The sequence below is a fragment of the Haloferax chudinovii genome (assembly GCF_042663345.1).
Lineage (GTDB): Archaea > Halobacteriota > Halobacteria > Halobacteriales > Haloferacaceae > Haloferax > Haloferax chudinovii.
Genome location: NZ_JBHTAB010000004.1, coordinates 26,670 through 42,085 on the forward strand (window position 1 = coordinate 26,670; position 15,416 = coordinate 42,085).

Sequence of the window (15,416 nt, forward strand, 5' to 3'; positions counted from 1 at the left end):
CAACTCGTTTTCAGGCTTGGCATTGCTTGACCGGAACGCAGTTACTATCTGAGCGTCGTACCTTGAGTCAGCACCAATGGTACGCACGAGCGTTATCGGCTGTGGAAACATGGGGAGCGCCCTCCTCACCGGGCTTTGGAAGGCGGGCGGTCACTCGGTCGTCGCCTGCGACCTCGACCCCGACGCCCTCGCCGCGGTCGCCGACTACTGCGAAGAGACGACGGACGACGTGTCGCGCGCCGCCGAGGCCGACGTGGTGTTCGTCGCGGTCAAACCCGACATCGTCGAGGCCGTCCTCTCGGAGCTCGACCTGTCTCCCGACCAGACTCTCGTCACGATAGCCGCGGGCGTCCCGACCGCGTTCGTCGAGGCGCGCACCGACGCCCGCGTCGTCCGCATCATGCCGAACCTCGCCGCCGAGACCCGCGACATGGCCGCGGCGGCGACCGGCGACCTGACCGACGAAGTCCGCGAACTCCTCTCGGACGTTGGCGAGTTCGTCGAGGTCGACGAGGCGCAGATGGACATCGCGACCGCGGTCAACGGCAGTGGGCCGGCCTTCGTCTTCTATCTCATCGAGGCCGTCACGCAGGCCGGCGTCGCGGGCGGACTCTCCGAGGAAGACGCCGAGATTCTCGCCGCCCAGACGTTCAAGGGCGCGGCCGAGACCGTCGTCCAGGACGACCGCACCGCCGACGAACTCATCGACGCGGTCTGCTCGCCGAACGGGACGACCATCGAGGGGATGGAAGTCCTCTGGGACAGCGCCGCCGACGACGCCGTCACCGAGGCCGTCGTCGCGGCCGAGCGCCGGTCGAAGGAGCTCGCGGAGGAGTTCGGCGATGAGTGAACTGAGCGAGACGACGGAGGCGACCGAGTCGACCGCGGCCGTCGACCCCGAGGCGGTCGCCGCCGCCCGCGAGACCGCCGCCGAGGCGGACCGCGTCATCGTCAAAGCCGGCACCAACTCGCTGACCGACGACGACTCCAACCTCGACGACGACAAGCTCGACAAACTGGTCGACGACATCGAGTCGCTCCTCTCGCGCGGCAAGGAGGTACTGCTCGTCTCCTCGGGCGCGGTCGGGGCCGGCATCGGTCGACTCGACCATCCCACGGCGGACGGCGACACCCTCGAAACGTCGCAGGCGCTGTCGACGGTCGGCCAGAGCCTGCTCATGCACCGCTACACGGAGAGCTTCGAGCGCTACGACCGGAAGGTCGCCCAGATTCTCATCACCCAGCACGACCTGGAGAACCCCGAGCGCTTCACCAACTTCCGGAACACGGTCGAGACGCTTCTGGAGTGGGGCGTCGTCCCCATCATCAACGAGAACGACGCGGTCGCCACCGAGGAGCTCCAAATCGGCGACAACGACATGATTTCGTCGAACATCGCGGTCGGCATCGGCGTCGACCTGCTGGTGACGCTCACCGACGTGGGCGGCGTCTACACCGGGAACCCGAAAGAGGACCCCGACGCCGAGCGAATCGAGGTCGTCGGCGACAACTACGGCGACGTGGAGGACATCGTCACCGCGAGTTCGACCGGCGGCTTCGGCGGCATCCAGACGAAGGTCCGCGGCGCGCGGGACGCCGCCGAGTACGGCATCCCCGCCGTCATCGCGCAGTCGACCGAACCCGACGTGTTGGCGAAGATAGCCGAGCGCGAATCGGTGGGAACAATGTTCCTCCCCCTCGATGGTGAACTCGATGACTGAGCGAGACACGACCGCGCAGGTCGAACGGGCACAGTCGGCGGCGCTCCGCCTCGCCAACGTCGACGCGGCCGACCGCGACGCCGCGCTCGGAGCCATCGCGGACGCCATCCGCGACAACAGCGAGGCGATTCTCGCGGCCAACCGCGAGGACGTCGAGGAGGCCGAGGCGATGCTCGCAGACGGCGAGTACACGCAGGCGCTCGTCGACCGCCTCAAGCTCGACGAGGCGAAGCTCGACGACATCGCCGGGATGGTCGAGTCCGTCGCCGAGCAGGACGACCCGCTCGGCGAGACGCTGGAGGCGCGCGAACTGGACGAAGAGCTCGAACTGTACAAGCTGTCTGTCCCCATCGGCGTCGTCGCGACCATCTTCGAGTCGCGGCCCGACGCGCTCGTCCAAATCGCCGCGCTGGCGCTGAAGTCCGGCAACGCCGTCATCCTCAAGGGCGGCAGTGAAGCCAGCGAGTCGAACCGCGTGCTGTACGAGACGATTCTGTCCGCCACCGAGGACCTGCCCGACGGCTGGGCGACGCTCATCGAGGCCCACGAGGAGGTCGACCGACTGCTCGAACTCGACGACATGGTCGACCTCGTGATGCCCCGCGGCTCCTCGGAGTTCGTCAGCTACATCCAGGACAACACCCAGATTCCCGTCCTCGGCCACACCGAGGGCATCTGCCACGTCTACGTCGACGAGGCGGCCGACCTCGACATGGCGGAGGATATCGCGCTCGACGCGAAGGTGCAGTACCCCGCGGTCTGCAACGCCGTCGAGACGCTCCTCGTCGACGAGTCGGTCGCGGCCGACTTCCTGCCCGCGGTCGTCGAGCGCTACCGCGACGCGGGCGTCGTCCTCCGCGGCGACGACGCGACCCGCGAGCACGTCGATATCGACCCCGCGACCGACGACGACTGGGACACCGAGTACGGCGACCTCGAACTCTCCATCAAGGTCGTCTCGGACCTGTACGACGCGGTCGACCACATCAACGCCCACGGCTCGAAGCACACCGAGTCCATCGTCACCGGCGACGCCGAGCGCGCGGAGACGTTCATGACCGGCGTCGACGCCGCCAGCGTCTTCCACAACGCCTCGACCCGCTTTGCCGACGGCTACCGCTACGGCCTCGGTGCCGAGGTGGGCATCTCGACGGGCAAGATTCACGCCCGCGGCCCGGTCGGTCTCGAGGGCCTGACGACCTACAAGTACTACCTCGAAGGCGACGGCCAGTTGGTCGCCACCTACGCCGGCGAGGACGCCGTCCCGTTCACCCACGAGGCGCTCGACGCCGACTGGAACCCCGGCCACCGAAGCCGACGGGACTGAGCGCGCCGGCGGTTCGGTCTCCGGCTTTTCGCGGCACATAGAACTATATTCCTGACCGTCGCCTCTCCGGTAGAGTCGTCTCCGCTACGACTCGGTGACTCCAATGGATGTAGACGAATTCGTCAGCGCGCACGCACCGTCCGAAGGCGGCGATTCCTTCGAACTCGAAAACTCGAAACTCCTCGACGTGGCCCTCGACGGGAACGTCATGGCGAAAGCCGGGTCGATGGTCGGCTACACCGGCGACATCTCCTTCGAGCGGAAGTCCGCCGGCGGCCTGAAAGGGATGCTCAAGAAGAAGGCCACGGGCGAGGGCGACCTCATGATGCAAGCGACCGGCACCGGCCACCTCTATCTTGCAGACCAGGGCAAGGAGGTCCAGGTTCTCGAACTCGATGCGGGCGAGGAACTGAGCGTCAACGGCAACGACGTGCTCGCGTTCGAGTCGAGCGTGAACTGGGACATCAAGATGCTGACGAGCATCGCCGGCACCTCCTCGGGCGGTCTGTTCAACGTCTTCCTCGAAGGTCCCGGCCACGTCGCCATCACGACCCATGGCGAACCCATCGTCCTCCAGACGCCGGCCAAGACCGACCCCAACGCGACCGTCGCGTGGAGCGGCAACGTCTCGCCGTCGTCGAACCGCGACATCAACATCAAGGGCCTGCTCGGCCGCTCGTCGGGCGAGTCCTACCAGCTCGAGTTCGCGGGCGACGACGGCTTCGTCATCGTCCAGCCGTTCGAGGAAGTCGGCCCCGGCGAGTAGTCGGCCGTCCCGACTCGTTTCCCGTTTTCGCGCTCGTCGGTCCCGTTCGTATTGCGTCAGCGTTGCTCCGTGCGGCCGAAACGACGCGTACCACTAGTGCCCGACGGGCATATATTGACTGCCTGAACGGTTATGACCGCTCCGTCCTAACCCGGGTGTATGGGTGACATCAGCGTCCACCTGGTCGACCGCGGCCGCGTCCACGCGGACACGGGCTACGTCCTCGACGGCTACTCCATGGGGAGCGCGTCGAACCCGAACCCCGACCACGAGATGACCGAGTTCGTCGTCTGGAACGCCGTCGTCGACGGCCCCGACCGGACGGTGCTGTGGGACACCGGCTCGAACCCGGCGGCCGGCGACGGCTACTGGCCCGAACCGCTGTACGAGGCGTTCGCACACGTCGACGCCGCGGAACACACGCTCGAAGGCGACCTCGGCGCGGTCGGCTACGACCTCGCCGACATCGACGCCGTGGTGATGAGCCACCTGCACCTCGACCACGCGGGCGGCCTCGCCGAGTTCGCGGGAACCGACGTCCCGATATACGTCCACGAGGCGGAACTGAAGTTCGCCTACTACTCGGCGAAGACGACCGAGGGCTCCATCGCGTACCTCGCCTCCGACTTCGACCGAGACCTGAACTGGCGGGTCGTCCACGGCGACGAACACACGCTGTTCGACGGCTTCCGGCTCATTCACCTGCCGGGCCACACCCCCGGCGTGTTGGGCGCGCACATCGAGACGCCCGCCGGCGACGTGCTCGTCGCGGGCGACGAGTGTTACGTCGAGGGCAACTACGCCGACGAGGTGCCGCTCGGTCCCGGCCTGCTGTGGAGCGAGCGCGACTGGTTCGAGAGCCTCCAGACCGTGAAGGAACTCGAACGTCGGACCGGCGGCGACGTGCTGTTCGGCCACGACCTCGACCGGTTCGCGTCGTTCGGCGACGGCTGGAACGTCTGAATCGGCGACCCGCGCGGTCGGGGCGCTGGTTTTCTGGACTCACGCGCCGAACGGCCGACGGCGACGGTTCTCGTCGCGTCGGAAAAAGCAAAGCGGGAACCGCAGGGATGGGGGATGGTGGGGTGGGTAGGGGTCGGAGGAGTGGACGGTCGGTGGAGACGACGAACCGGCCTAAATCATGAGTTGCACGTCGGCGTCGGCCATGTGCTGGAGGGCCGTCGCCGCGCCGACGCCGGTGGTGACGCCGTCGTAGAACTCGGCTTCGTCGTAGCCCATCAGTTCGATGGTCATCTGGCAGGCCTGGAGGTCGACGCCCATGTCGAGGGAGGTCTCGATGAGTTCCTCGACCGTCGCCGTTCCGTTTTCCTTGATTTTCTGTTCCATCATGCTCGTGGCGACGTTGTCCATGAAGGGCAGTGCGGCGACGGCGTTCGGCATCGGCATGCTCGGATTGCCGACCGCGCTGAGCTTCAGGTTCTTCGACTTCTCCTCGTGGAGGATGTCGAGTCCCCAGAACGTGTGGAAAACCACGACGTCCCAGCCGAAGGCGGCCGCCGTGCTGGCGAGGATGAGCGGCGGGTACGCCATGTCGAGGGTCCCCTTGGTCGCGATGATGGTCATCGACTTCTGTCCGTCGTCGTCGGTCGCCTCCCGGAGGTCGGAAACCTCCTCTTGCAGGGCTTGAACCTGCGCTCTGAGGTCTTCGACGGAGGCGGACCCCGCGTCGACGGGCGCGTCGGCGTCCGAGCTCATTCCTTCTGGATGACGTGGCGGAAGACCGCGTCGCCGTCTTCCTCGGCCTCTTCCTGTTCGAGCATGGCGACGCCGTCGGTGGAGTCGGCCCAGCCCTTCAGGTCGCTCATACTGCCGGAGTCGGTCGCGATGACCTGCAGAATCTCGCCGGGCTCGAGCTCGTCGACCGCGCCGCGGGTCTTGACGACGGGCATCGGGCAGGACAGTCCTTTCACGTCGAGGGTCTCGGTGGGTTCGTATGTACTCATTTTCGAGGTCACCTGTGTTGGGTGTACTCCACAATATAAGGGTACTTCGTAAAAGTGTGTCGGTTCTTGGGCAGACACCACAATACCACATCTGAATCGCCGATAGGCGTCAAAATCGGTGTTTGTCGGGCAAAAAATCCATTGTGTGCTCGCGCAGGTGCGAAATCGCACCCCGTTTCGGCCGGTCACCACGGAATGAATATTGTATGAAATACAAACTACCATCCGAAAGCTTAAGTCGAACCATCCGATAGTGGGTGATGCATACATGACCGTTCCAGACCTGCCGGAACTCGACGTCGACGTGCCAGTCATCGAACCCGAGGCGCTGAAAGCCCGCATCGACGAGGGCGAGGCGCTGACCGTCCTCGACAACCGCGTGCCGTCGGAACACGAGGACTGGCGCATCGACGGCGAGAACGTCTCGCACGTCAACATCCCCTACTTCGAGTTCCTCGACGAGGAGCTCGACGAGTCGCTGTTCGAAGACCTGCCCGAAGACGAGGAGTTCGTCGTCCTCTGTGCGAAGGGCCACTCCTCGGAGTACGTCGCCGGGTTGCTCATTCAGGAGGGCTACGACGCCGTGGCGCTCGAACGCGGCATGAACGGCTGGGCGAGCGTCTACGAGTACACCGAACTGGAGACCGACGGCGACGCGCTCGTCGCGCAGTACCAACGCCCCTCCAGCGGCTGTCTGGCGTACCTCGTCGTCGACGGCGACGAGGCCGCCGTCGTCGACCCGCTTCGCTACTTCGCCGACGAGTACGTCGCCGACGCGAAGGCGCTCGGCGCGGAACTGACCTACGCCGTCGACACGCACATCCACGCCGACCACATCAGCGGGGTCCGCACGCTGGTCGAAGACTACGGCGTCACGGGCGTCATCCCCGAGGCCGCCGAAGGCCGCGGCGTCGACTACGACACGCCCTACGAGACCGTCGCGGACGGCGAGACGCGCACCGTCGGCGACACCGCCATCGAGGCCATCCACACGCCCGGCCACACGACCGGCATGACGACCTACAAGGTCGACAACGTGCTGTTCACGGGCGACGGCCTGTTCATCGAGTCGGTCGCCCGCCCCGACCTCGAAGACGGGGACGAGGGCGCGCCCGACGCGGCCGGGATGCTCTACGACTCCCTGCAGGAGCGCGTCCTCTCGCACGACGACGACGCCATCGTGGCCTCCGCGCACTTCAGCGACGCGGCGATTCCCGCCGACGACGGCAGTTACACCGCCACGCTCGGGGAACTGAAGGACACGATGGACGCACTGTCGATGCCCAAAGACGAGTTCGTGGAGTTCATCCTCTCGGATATGCCGCCGCGGCCGGCCAACTACGTCGACATCATCGAGACGAACCTCGGCGTGCAGGAGTCGGACGACGACCGCGCCTTCGAGCTCGAACTCGGGCCGAACAACTGCGCGGCCAGCAACGAAGCCCTGACGAACTAAATGTCGGGTCTGACGCCGCTCCTCGTCGACGGGCTCTTCCCGAACGGCATCGCGCACTACGCGCTCGGCGGCCTCCTCATCGGCCTCGGGACCGCCGTCATCTACCTCGGGACGGGCGTCATCGCCGGCGCGAGCACCTTCCTCGAATCGACGCTGTCGTACGTCTCCGACCTCCCGCGGTTCAACAAGGCGAAGTACGTCGCCTCGCGAGACTGGCGGGTCGTGTTCACGCTGAGCATCGTCGCCGGGGCCGCGCTCTACACCGTCCTGTTCGGCGACGGCTGGTGGGTCTCTGACGTGCAACCGTGGCGCTTCGCCGTCGGCGGCGTGCTCGTCGGCGTCGGCACCCGCATCGGGAAGGGCTGTACGTCCGGCCACGGGGTCTGCGGCGTCGGCTCGCGCTCGCGGACCTCGCTCGTCAACGTCGCCACCTTCATGCTCGTCGCCATCGGGGTCGCACAGCTCCTGAGCGCGCTGGGGGTGTCGCCGTGAGCGACGACGAACGCGGACTCGGGTTCATGTTGGTCGTCATCGCGGGCGGCCTGATATTCGGGTTCGGCCTCGCCGTCAGCAACATGGCCCGCCCGGAGGTCGTCCTCGACTTCCTCCAGTTCGACGACTTCGGCCTCGTCTTCGTGATGGGCGGAGCCGCCGTCGTCACCGGCACCGTCTTCGCGCTCGCCGAGGCGTTCGGCGACCGCGCGCCCCTCACCGGGCGCGACTACGGCCGCCGCCTGAAGTCGTTCGACAAGAACGTCGTCGTCGGCGGGGTCGTTTTCGGTGCCGGCTGGGGCATCTCGGGCATCTGCCCCGGCGCGGCCTACGCCAGCCTCGGCGTCGGAAACTACCCCATCCTCATCGCCCTCGGCGGGATGTTCGTCGGCGCGTACCTGCAGGGGCTCTGGCGCGCCCGCCGCGCCGAGAGCGCCGCGACCGGCACCGCCGCCGACTGAGCCCCCACCGAAGAACCCGATTTCGATTTCGGTCTTTTCGTACCTCGACCGAAAGCGGCGGCGACAGTTTCGACGACCGGTCCGCTGAACGCGACGCGGGGCAACGAGTCGCGCGCGTCCTCGAGTGCGGGGACTCGTGTTCTCTCGCGCGACGTTCGACGCTCTTTCAGACGCTCGTGCATGCCGCCGTGAGCGCCTTTCGACGCCGTTCTTTCGAACACGACCCATGTGAAGATAGAATTGTGCAATAAATGAATAACTATCTTGTCATCGGTAGCGGTCATATATGTTCGTAAGGCCGCGTGATACGAAATAAGCCCCAATTCGATGGTTTTTCTATGCCCATTCTATAACTTATGGGTATGCAATAGGGGCTCGGTCTTGTATAGTATTCCCAAAAGCGTTATATCCTCACTCCGGTTATCCAGCCGTGTACAAGAAAGTATGATTCGTACAATACACATCGGGGACCCCGAGGGGTGCTGGTAAGATGTTCGGAATCGAGACGCTGAGCGGGAACGCGCAGGCCGCCGCGCTCGTCGGCATCGTCCTCGTCGAGGCGATGGTGCTGTACGTCGGCTACGGCGCGCTGACCGCCGCGGTCGGGCCGTCCGTGCGGAAGGCCATCGGTGGTGAGTGAGCGTGTTCGAGCTACTGGGCATGTCGGCCGGGATGCTGGCGCTTTTCGTCGGGTTCGGCGTCCTCATCGGCATCCTGTTCGGCTTCTTCGGCATGGGCGGGTCGTTCCTCGTGACGCCCGCGCTCCTCGTCATGGGCTACCCCTCGCGCGTGGCCGTCGGCTCCGGCCTCGCGTTCGTCTTCGGGACCTCCGTCATCGCGACGCTGAAACACCGCGATCTCGGACAGGTCGACTACAAACTCGGCGTCTCGATGATTATCGGGACCACGGTCGGCCTCGAAGTCGGGAAGGAAATCGTCCTCTACCTCGAAGAGCTCGGACTCGCCGGTAACATCATCAGCGTCACGTACGTGCTCTTGCTCGGCGGTATCGGGCTGTTCGTCACCTACGAGGCGCTGAAAGGCGGCGACGGCGGCGGCGTCAGCCACGACGTGGACGGCGACGCCGACATCGACGCCGACGACATCCCCGAGCTGGCGAAGAAGATTCAGAGCTACTCGCTCCCGCCGATGATAACGCTTCGCGGCGGCGTCAAGGTCTCGCTGTGGATGATTCTCCTCGTCGCGTTCGCCACGGGGCTCCTCTCGGGGTTCCTCGGCGTCGGCGGCGGCTTCATCCGCATGCCCGCGCTGTTCTACCTCATCGGCGTCCCGGTGCCCATCGCGGTCGGGACCGACCTGTTCGAAATCATGTTCTCGGGCGGTATCGGGTCGTTCCTCTACGCGCAGTCCGGCGGCGTCGACCTCTCTATCGTCGCGCCGCTCCTCGCCGGCTCGGCGCTCGGCGCGCGCGTCGGCTCCGCCGCGACCTCCATCGTCGACGAGGACGAAATCAAGGTCTACTTCGGCCTGATGCTCCTCCTCGGCGCGCTCGCGGTCGCCGTGCGGCAGGCCGGGAACTACCTCGGCATGGGCGTTCTCGACTACGTCAGCCTCGCGCTCATCCTCGGGTCGGCGCTCATGGTCTCCGGCGCGGTGCTCTACAGCGCCGTCAAGTCCATGCGCGCGCCCGCTTCCACCGGGAGTTCGACCGCCGACTGAGGGCGACGGCTCACACGCGAACCGCACTCGCATCGAACGCGAATCCGCGACACCGGGCGGCCGTTTCTCCCCCGGTGTTGTGCAAACTATACAAACCCTTTTGAGGGCTGACCACGTAGCCCGAACCGATAATGGCTAGCTCGATGGTCGAATACCTGCAATCGGACATGGAGTGCGAGGGGCTCCTCGAGTGTCTCCACGGACTGAAGCAACTCGACCGGCGGTGTTTCGAGGTGCTCGTCGAGACCGACGACCACCTGACCGTCGACGAGGTCGCCGAAGCGGTCGAACGCGAGCGCTCGACCGCCTACCGCTCCATCCAGCGCCTGTTGCAGGCGGGGCTCATCCAGAAGGAACAGGTCAACTACGAACACGGCGGCTACTACCACGTCTACCACCCGACCGACCCCGACGAGGTCGCAGACGACATGCAGCGCATGCTCAACGACTGGTACGCCCAGATGGGCACGCTCATCCAGGAGTTCCGCGACAAGTACGACGAGAAAATCGTCCCCGCAGAGTGAGTCCCTTCGGTCGACGAGCGGCCGTCGCCCCTCGATTGGTTCGCGCGTCCCAAATCGATTAGGTTCCGTATTCAACGGCATACAGCCCATAGCTACTGCTACGACCACTCTATGTCGAAGAGTAAAAGCAGTCCCCGAAACAACGAGTTCGTCGAAGAGTGCCCGTCGTGTGAGTCGCGGACGCCTCACGACGTCTCCATCGAAATCAAGACCGAGAGCCGGAAACGCGAGAATCGTCAGTTCTCCCGCGAACCGTACCGCGTCACGCGCTGTACGCGCTGTGGAGACACGCAGTCCCAGCGCATGAACGACGCGTGAGCGGCGCTCCCGACCGACGGCCGACCTCCCCCCTCCACCTCCGACTCCGAACGACCACGCCCGCGACGACGTAACCACGCCCCGAGCCATGACACAGACCCACACTGCCGACACGCCGACCGTCCTCCTCGTCGACGACGAGGCCGCCCTCGCAGACAGCCTCGCGCTGTGGCTCGAACGCCGCTACCGCGTCCGAGTCGCCTACTCCGGGCGCGAGGCGCTTCAGGCGTTCGACGACGACGTCGACCTCGTCTTCCTCGACCGCAACCTCCCTGATCTCCCCGGCGAGTCCGTCCTCGAAGAACTCCGCCGCCGGGTCGACTCGTCGTCGTTCTGCGTCGTCATGCTCAGCGCCTCGCCCGACGACGAACTGACCGCGCTCTCCGTCGACGACGCCCTCACCAAGCCGGTCACCAAACGCGATATCTTCGAGGCCGCCGCTCGACTCGTCGGTGACGCGCCCGAAGCGAAACTCGAGTAACCGCCCGCCTCAGTCGTCCGCCGGCGCGGGACTCAGCTCGTCGAAGTACGTCTCGATGAGCTTCCGCTCCGCCGTCCGGAGGTGTTCGTGGAGCGTCGGCGGCGAGATTCCGAGCGAGTCGGCGACCTCCTCGGCCGTGCTCCCGCGGGGCCACTCGAAGTAGCCGGAGACGAGCGACGTTTCGAGAACCGTCCGCTGTCGGTCGGTCAGCTTCGAGTCGAGCGCCCGCCGGAAGGAGTCCGGCGACTGGACGGACCGCTCGACCTCGCGCTTCGCGACGACTGAGACGCCCGGTGCGGCCGTCGTCACCGCCTCCACCAGCGCGCCGTGGTCGGCGTCGGCCGCGACGTGGAGCGCGAGACTGCCGGAGCCCTCCGAGAGCGTCAACCGCTCGACGCTCGCGCCGTGGTCGATTGCGGTCGAAAGCACCGCCTCGGCGTCGGTGCGGAGCTCGACGACCGACTCCCCGTCGCCGTCGGAGACGACGCGGGCCTGCGAGACGTCGTCGGCGTCGATGGCGGCCGCGACCGCGTCCGTCCCCGACGCGCCCGCGACGCTGACGAAGCAGGTGAGGCCGTCGTCGAGACGACTCACGCCGTCGAGCGAAAACCGGCAGTCGAGCGTCGCCGAGAGCGCGGCGAGCACGCCGGCATCGCCGCCGACCTGAAACTCCAGTTCGACGACGCTGTCGCCGTTGAGAAGCTGTTTGCTCTGGGTCGCGTTGATGCCGTTGCCGACGGTCGCTCCGAGGTCGGAAAACAGCGCGGCGGACTCCTCGTCGAAGCCGTCGGTCTCGTCGTAGACGACGAGCGCGCCGTACATCGTCTCGCGGTAGTCGACGGCGACACAGAGCGCCGAAACCGTGTCGAGGGCGGCGGCGTCGCCGACGACCGCCGCGCGGTGCGCCTCGGAGATATCGTCGAAGGCGAAGCCGTCTTCGACCGTCCCGTCGATGTCGAACGCCTCGTCGACGAAGTCGATGTCGACGCCCGCGGGGTCGAGGCCGTGACCGGCCGCCGCGGTACACCGGAGCGTGCCGGCGGCGGTGCGTCTGAGGACGAACGCGGCCTCGTGGGCGCTCGCGACCACGTCGCAGACGGTCTGTTCGATCTCGTCGCGGGTGCGAGCGTCGATGAGCGCCCGGTCGACGTCGCGGAGGAGCTCGTTTGTCCGGTTCAGACGGTCGAGCTGGGCCTCGCGGTTGCGAATCGCTTCCTCGTGTTCGGCCCGTACCGCCTCCAAGCGACCGCGGAGGTCCGAAAGCGCCTCCGGCTCGCGGAGCTCCTCGACGTCGCGGCTATCGAGCGCCGCCTCGGTGGATTCGAGCGCGAAGTACTCGCGGACCTCGGAGCCGAACCCCGACCGCACGAGCAGTTCTTCGACCGTCTCTTTGACCTCCGACTCCGAGACGGGCTTGACGAGATAGGCGTCGAACGGCATGTCGACGATGTCGGTGTCGGGTTCGACCGCGGTCATCATCGCCACGCGGCAGTCGAGGCCGCGCTCGCGAATCTCTTCGAGCACGTCGTCACCCGTGACGTTCGGCATCCGGCGGTCGAGGAGGACGACGTCGACGGTGTCGTCCAGTCGACGGAGGGCCTCCTTTCCGCCGTAGGCGGTCTCGACGGCGAACCGCTCGCCGTCGAGCCAGTACCGGCAGGTGTCCGCGAGGTCCTCGTCGTCATCGACCACGAGGACGACCTGCTCGGCGGCCCGAAGTTCGGGGCTCTCGCGCGCCGAGCGTTCGGTGACCATCGTATCGAACACACAGTGATGGCGAACGGTAATATATCTGCCCATCGCAGACGGTGGAATTTAGGCGGTACGGCGACCCGAGTCGGCGGTCTCCGACGGCCGGGTTGCCCCCGACCGAAGGCGGGGAGAACACGGGCGGAAGGCAAGCGACATGGGGCCGACCTCACGCCCGCGGGAGCGTGACGACGAACGTCGCCCCGCCGCGGTCGTTGTCCTCGATTCCGACCGAGCCGCCGTAGCTCTCGACGATTTCGCGGACCAGAAACAGGCCGAAGCCGTTGCCGGGATTCGACAGGTCCTCGATGCGCTGGTCGACGATGCGGCGTTTCTCCTCGTCGGGGACGCCCGGCCCGTTGTCGGAGACGCGGAGTTCGACCGCGTCGTCGCCGGCGGCCACCTCGACGTCGACCGCGGGGTCCGGCTTGTCGTTGTGCTGGACGGCGTTTTTCAGCAGGTGCTCGACGACCTCGTCCAGCAGGTCGTCGGCGACGACCGAGACGTCCGGCAGTCGCCCGACCGCGACGCTCGCGGCGTCGGACTCCCGTCGGAGCGACTCCACGCCGTGGCCGACCGCCTCGTCGATTCGACGCGGGCGGAACTCGTGGGACTCGCGTTCGACGATGACCTTCATGAACGTCCGCATCGTCCCAACCAGCTCGGTCATCTCGCGGACGCGCCCCTGTATCGTTTCGAGGTGCGTCAGCCCCGCGTCGTTCACGAAGTCCTCGACGATGTCCGCCCGCGCGCCGACCACGTTCAGCCCGTTCAGGAGGTTGTGGCGGATGATGCGGTTGACGAACTCCAGTCGCTCCTGTTCGCGGCGGAGCGCCCGCTCTCGCTCCTTGCGGGCGGTGATGTCGTGGCCTTCGAGGACCAGAAACGACACCTCACCCTCGTCGTCGTCGACCGGCGTGACGGAGAAGTCGATGACGACCGTCCGGTCGGTGTTCTCGCGGTCGATTTCGACCTCGTAGCGGACGAACGCCCCGTCGACCGCGCGGTCCAGCGCACTCCGGAGGTCGGCGACGCGCTCGTCGTCGTCGCGCCACCACGGCGTCTCCCACGCTCGCAGTCCGATGACGTCGTCGCGGTCGGCGTCGACGAGGTCGAGCGCGGCGTCGTTCACCCGGAGGACCGTCCCGTCGGGGTCGACCAACCCGATGTACTGGAAGGTGCTGTTGAACACCGCGTCCAGTTGCCGTTCGCGGCGCTTCCGGTCGGTCATGTCGTGGGTCAGCTTGGCGAAGCCGATGACCTCGCCGGCATCGTCGGTCAGGGCGGTGATGGTAACTGACGCCCAAAAGCGGGTGCCGTCGGCCCGGACGCGCCACCCCTCGTTTTCGACCCGGCCCTCGGTCCGCGCCCGGTCGAGGAGGCGCGCTGGGAGGCCGGCTTCGGTGTCTTCGTCGGTGTAGAACGTCTCGACGTGCTCCCCGAGTATCTCCTCCGTGTCGTACCCCTTGATGGCCGCCGCGCCGCGGTTCCAGCTCTCGACGCGCCCCGAGGCGTCGAGCCGGAACAGCGCGTACTCCTCGATGTTCTCTGCGATGCGCGAAAACGCCTGCTCGCGGCGTTCGAGCTCGCGCTCGCGCTCCCGGCGGACGCGGGTGTCGATGCCGTGGGCGACGGCGTGTCCGAGGTTCGAAATCGGCTCGTCGAGCTCCGGGCCGAACGCCCGCTCGTGTTCGGCGTACATCGTGAGCACGCCGTAGCGCGCGTCGTCGTAGACCAGCGGAACCGACGCCGCCGACCGGTAGCCGCGTTCGAGCGCCGGCTCGCGGAACGGCCCGAATGCCGGGTCGTCGGCGATGCTGTGTGTCGTCTGCACCGCGTTCGACCGGACCGCTCGGCCGACGGGGCCGTCGCCCTCGGGGCGCTCCGCCGACATCGACACGGAGATTTCGTCGAGGTAGCCGTCTTCGACGCCGGCCCACGCGGTCGGCTCCACGTCGCCCGTCGTCTCGTCGACGACGCCGACCCACGCGAACCGGAGTTCCCCGGTCCGGACGAGTCGCTCGCAGACCTGCCGTTCGATGTCCGTCCGCCCGGCGGCGTCGACGATTGTCTCGTTGACGTCAGCGACGACCTCGTTGAACGTCGCGAGGATGTCGAGCCGCTGGCGCAGTTCGCGCTCGGTCGCCGACGGCTCGCCGACCGACCGCCGAGACCCGTCGGTCATCCGTCTCGACCCCGCCGCGAATCGGCGTCCCGTCGTGCGTGCATACCCCGACTCTAACCCCCACCGACTTGTGCGTTTCTCGGTCGCCGCGGCTCGGGCCTAACCACGTAGGGCCGTGAATTACTACTGACCGTTCCATTCCACTATATGGCCACAGTGACCCGCTCGGGTCACTCGTCGTGCCCGCACGCCCCCACGGCGGAATCGACAACCCACCCCCTCTCCGCCCAGGGGACGTGTCCCTGCCCAAACCCCAACTCCCTTTCCGCGAAATCGACCGACGAGCGACGGG

The 15,416-nt window shown here is 66.8% G+C and carries 17 protein-coding genes; 13 read left to right on the forward strand and 4 right to left on the reverse strand.

What is annotated here, in order from left to right:
* Positions 1-76 precede the first annotated feature (76 nt).
* The 5 genes from proC (at position 77) to ACFQI8_RS09290 (ending at position 4,777) form a co-directional block, all read left to right on the forward strand.
* Entirely contained in the window at positions 77-850 is a 774-nt protein-coding gene (gene proC, locus ACFQI8_RS09270; protein WP_390244089.1) for a pyrroline-5-carboxylate reductase, read from the forward strand.
* A complete protein-coding gene (proB, locus tag ACFQI8_RS09275; protein ID WP_390244091.1) occupies positions 843-1,721 on the forward strand; it encodes a glutamate 5-kinase in 879 nt (292 codons plus the stop codon). Before proC ends, proB begins: the two co-directional genes overlap by 8 nt.
* The gene (locus ACFQI8_RS09280; protein WP_390244093.1) at positions 1,714-3,048 is read left to right on the forward strand and encodes a glutamate-5-semialdehyde dehydrogenase; all 1,335 of its coding nucleotides are present in this window, start codon (positions 1,714-1,716) and stop codon (positions 3,046-3,048) included. Before proB ends, ACFQI8_RS09280 begins: the two co-directional genes overlap by 8 nt.
* Before the next feature lie 103 nt (positions 3,049-3,151).
* Positions 3,152-3,814, forward strand: coding sequence for an AIM24 family protein (locus tag ACFQI8_RS09285; RefSeq protein ID WP_390244095.1), 663 nt, complete (start codon positions 3,152-3,154; stop codon positions 3,812-3,814).
* 159 nt (positions 3,815-3,973) lie between these two features.
* Complete coding sequence (locus ACFQI8_RS09290; protein WP_390244097.1) at positions 3,974-4,777, forward strand: N-acyl homoserine lactonase family protein; 804 nt, start codon at positions 3,974-3,976, stop codon at positions 4,775-4,777.
* A gap of 171 nt (positions 4,778-4,948) precedes the next feature.
* On the opposite strand, the gene ACFQI8_RS09295 is transcribed toward ACFQI8_RS09290, so the two are convergent.
* Positions 4,949-5,530: a DsrE/DsrF/DrsH-like family protein gene (locus tag ACFQI8_RS09295; protein WP_390244099.1), complete on the reverse strand. Its 582-nt coding sequence runs from the start codon at positions 5,528-5,530 to the stop codon at positions 4,949-4,951.
* Positions 5,527-5,778, reverse strand: coding sequence for a sulfurtransferase TusA family protein (locus tag ACFQI8_RS09300; RefSeq protein WP_390244101.1), 252 nt, complete (start codon positions 5,776-5,778; stop codon positions 5,527-5,529). The genes ACFQI8_RS09295 and ACFQI8_RS09300 overlap by 4 nt, the downstream gene beginning before the upstream one ends.
* A 268-nt stretch (positions 5,779-6,046) precedes the next feature.
* Between ACFQI8_RS09300 and ACFQI8_RS09305 the strand changes: the two genes are divergently transcribed.
* The 8 genes from ACFQI8_RS09305 (at position 6,047) to ACFQI8_RS09340 (ending at position 11,190) form a co-directional block, all read left to right on the forward strand.
* A complete protein-coding gene (locus ACFQI8_RS09305) occupies positions 6,047-7,234 on the forward strand; it encodes an MBL fold metallo-hydrolase (protein WP_390244103.1) in 1,188 nt (395 codons plus the stop codon).
* Positions 7,235-7,726: a YeeE/YedE family protein gene (locus tag ACFQI8_RS09310; protein ID WP_004043575.1), complete on the forward strand. Its 492-nt coding sequence runs from the start codon at positions 7,235-7,237 to the stop codon at positions 7,724-7,726.
* Entirely contained in the window at positions 7,723-8,187 is a 465-nt protein-coding gene (locus ACFQI8_RS09315) for a DUF6691 family protein (RefSeq protein WP_390244105.1), read from the forward strand. The genes ACFQI8_RS09310 and ACFQI8_RS09315 overlap by 4 nt, the downstream gene beginning before the upstream one ends.
* Positions 8,188-8,677: 490 nt before the next feature.
* On the forward strand, positions 8,678-8,827 hold the full coding sequence (locus ACFQI8_RS09320; RefSeq protein WP_167344116.1) for a DUF7512 family protein: 150 nt from the start codon (positions 8,678-8,680) through the stop codon (positions 8,825-8,827).
* Complete coding sequence (locus ACFQI8_RS09325) at positions 8,824-9,867, forward strand: sulfite exporter TauE/SafE family protein (RefSeq protein ID WP_390244108.1); 1,044 nt, start codon at positions 8,824-8,826, stop codon at positions 9,865-9,867. Before ACFQI8_RS09320 ends, ACFQI8_RS09325 begins: the two co-directional genes overlap by 4 nt.
* A 143-nt stretch (positions 9,868-10,010) precedes the next feature.
* Positions 10,011-10,391 (forward strand): helix-turn-helix domain-containing protein, encoded by a 381-nt coding sequence (locus ACFQI8_RS09330; RefSeq protein ID WP_390244563.1) that lies wholly within the window; start codon positions 10,011-10,013, stop codon positions 10,389-10,391.
* Positions 10,392-10,502: 111 nt separating this feature from the next.
* A complete protein-coding gene (locus ACFQI8_RS09335; RefSeq protein ID WP_004968133.1) occupies positions 10,503-10,709 on the forward strand; it encodes a DUF7835 family putative zinc beta-ribbon protein in 207 nt (68 codons plus the stop codon).
* 88 nt (positions 10,710-10,797) lie between these two features.
* Entirely contained in the window at positions 10,798-11,190 is a 393-nt protein-coding gene (locus ACFQI8_RS09340; protein WP_390244110.1) for a response regulator, read from the forward strand.
* A 9-nt stretch (positions 11,191-11,199) separates the two neighbouring features.
* Here the strand turns inward: ACFQI8_RS09340 and ACFQI8_RS09345 are convergent, their stop codons facing one another.
* The gene (locus ACFQI8_RS09345; protein WP_390244112.1) at positions 11,200-12,945 is read right to left on the reverse strand and encodes a bacterio-opsin activator domain-containing protein; all 1,746 of its coding nucleotides are present in this window, start codon (positions 12,943-12,945) and stop codon (positions 11,200-11,202) included.
* 163 nt (positions 12,946-13,108) lie between these two features.
* Positions 13,109-15,124 (reverse strand): PAS domain S-box protein, encoded by a 2,016-nt coding sequence (locus tag ACFQI8_RS09350; RefSeq protein ID WP_390244114.1) that lies wholly within the window; start codon positions 15,122-15,124, stop codon positions 13,109-13,111.
* Between the last annotated feature and the right edge of the window lie 292 nt (positions 15,125-15,416).

Bases quoted from the DNA above. Each gene is read 5' to 3' on its own strand.
- ACFQI8_RS09350 (WP_390244114.1), bottom strand. From the start codon at position 15,124: ATGACCGACGGGTCTCGGCGGTCGGTCGGCGAGCCGTCGGCGACCGAG.
- proB (WP_390244091.1), top strand. From the start codon at position 843: ATGAGTGAACTGAGCGAGACGACGGAGGCGACCGAGTCGACCGCGGCC.
- proC (WP_390244089.1), top strand. From the start codon at position 77: ATGGTACGCACGAGCGTTATCGGCTGTGGAAACATGGGGAGCGCCCTC.
- ACFQI8_RS09335 (WP_004968133.1), top strand. From the start codon at position 10,503: ATGTCGAAGAGTAAAAGCAGTCCCCGAAACAACGAGTTCGTCGAAGAG.
- ACFQI8_RS09285 (WP_390244095.1), top strand. From the start codon at position 3,152: ATGGATGTAGACGAATTCGTCAGCGCGCACGCACCGTCCGAAGGCGGC.
- ACFQI8_RS09320 (WP_167344116.1), top strand. From the start codon at position 8,678: ATGTTCGGAATCGAGACGCTGAGCGGGAACGCGCAGGCCGCCGCGCTC.
- ACFQI8_RS09340 (WP_390244110.1), top strand. From the start codon at position 10,798: ATGACACAGACCCACACTGCCGACACGCCGACCGTCCTCCTCGTCGAC.
- ACFQI8_RS09300 (WP_390244101.1), bottom strand. From the start codon at position 5,778: ATGAGTACATACGAACCCACCGAGACCCTCGACGTGAAAGGACTGTCC.
- ACFQI8_RS09280 (WP_390244093.1), top strand. From the start codon at position 1,714: ATGACTGAGCGAGACACGACCGCGCAGGTCGAACGGGCACAGTCGGCG.
- ACFQI8_RS09305 (WP_390244103.1), top strand. From the start codon at position 6,047: ATGACCGTTCCAGACCTGCCGGAACTCGACGTCGACGTGCCAGTCATC.
- ACFQI8_RS09290 (WP_390244097.1), top strand. From the start codon at position 3,974: ATGGGTGACATCAGCGTCCACCTGGTCGACCGCGGCCGCGTCCACGCG.
- ACFQI8_RS09330 (WP_390244563.1), top strand. From the start codon at position 10,011: ATGGTCGAATACCTGCAATCGGACATGGAGTGCGAGGGGCTCCTCGAG.
- ACFQI8_RS09295 (WP_390244099.1), bottom strand. From the start codon at position 5,530: ATGAGCTCGGACGCCGACGCGCCCGTCGACGCGGGGTCCGCCTCCGTC.
- ACFQI8_RS09310 (WP_004043575.1), top strand. From the start codon at position 7,235: ATGTCGGGTCTGACGCCGCTCCTCGTCGACGGGCTCTTCCCGAACGGC.
- ACFQI8_RS09345 (WP_390244112.1), bottom strand. From the start codon at position 12,945: ATGGTCACCGAACGCTCGGCGCGCGAGAGCCCCGAACTTCGGGCCGCC.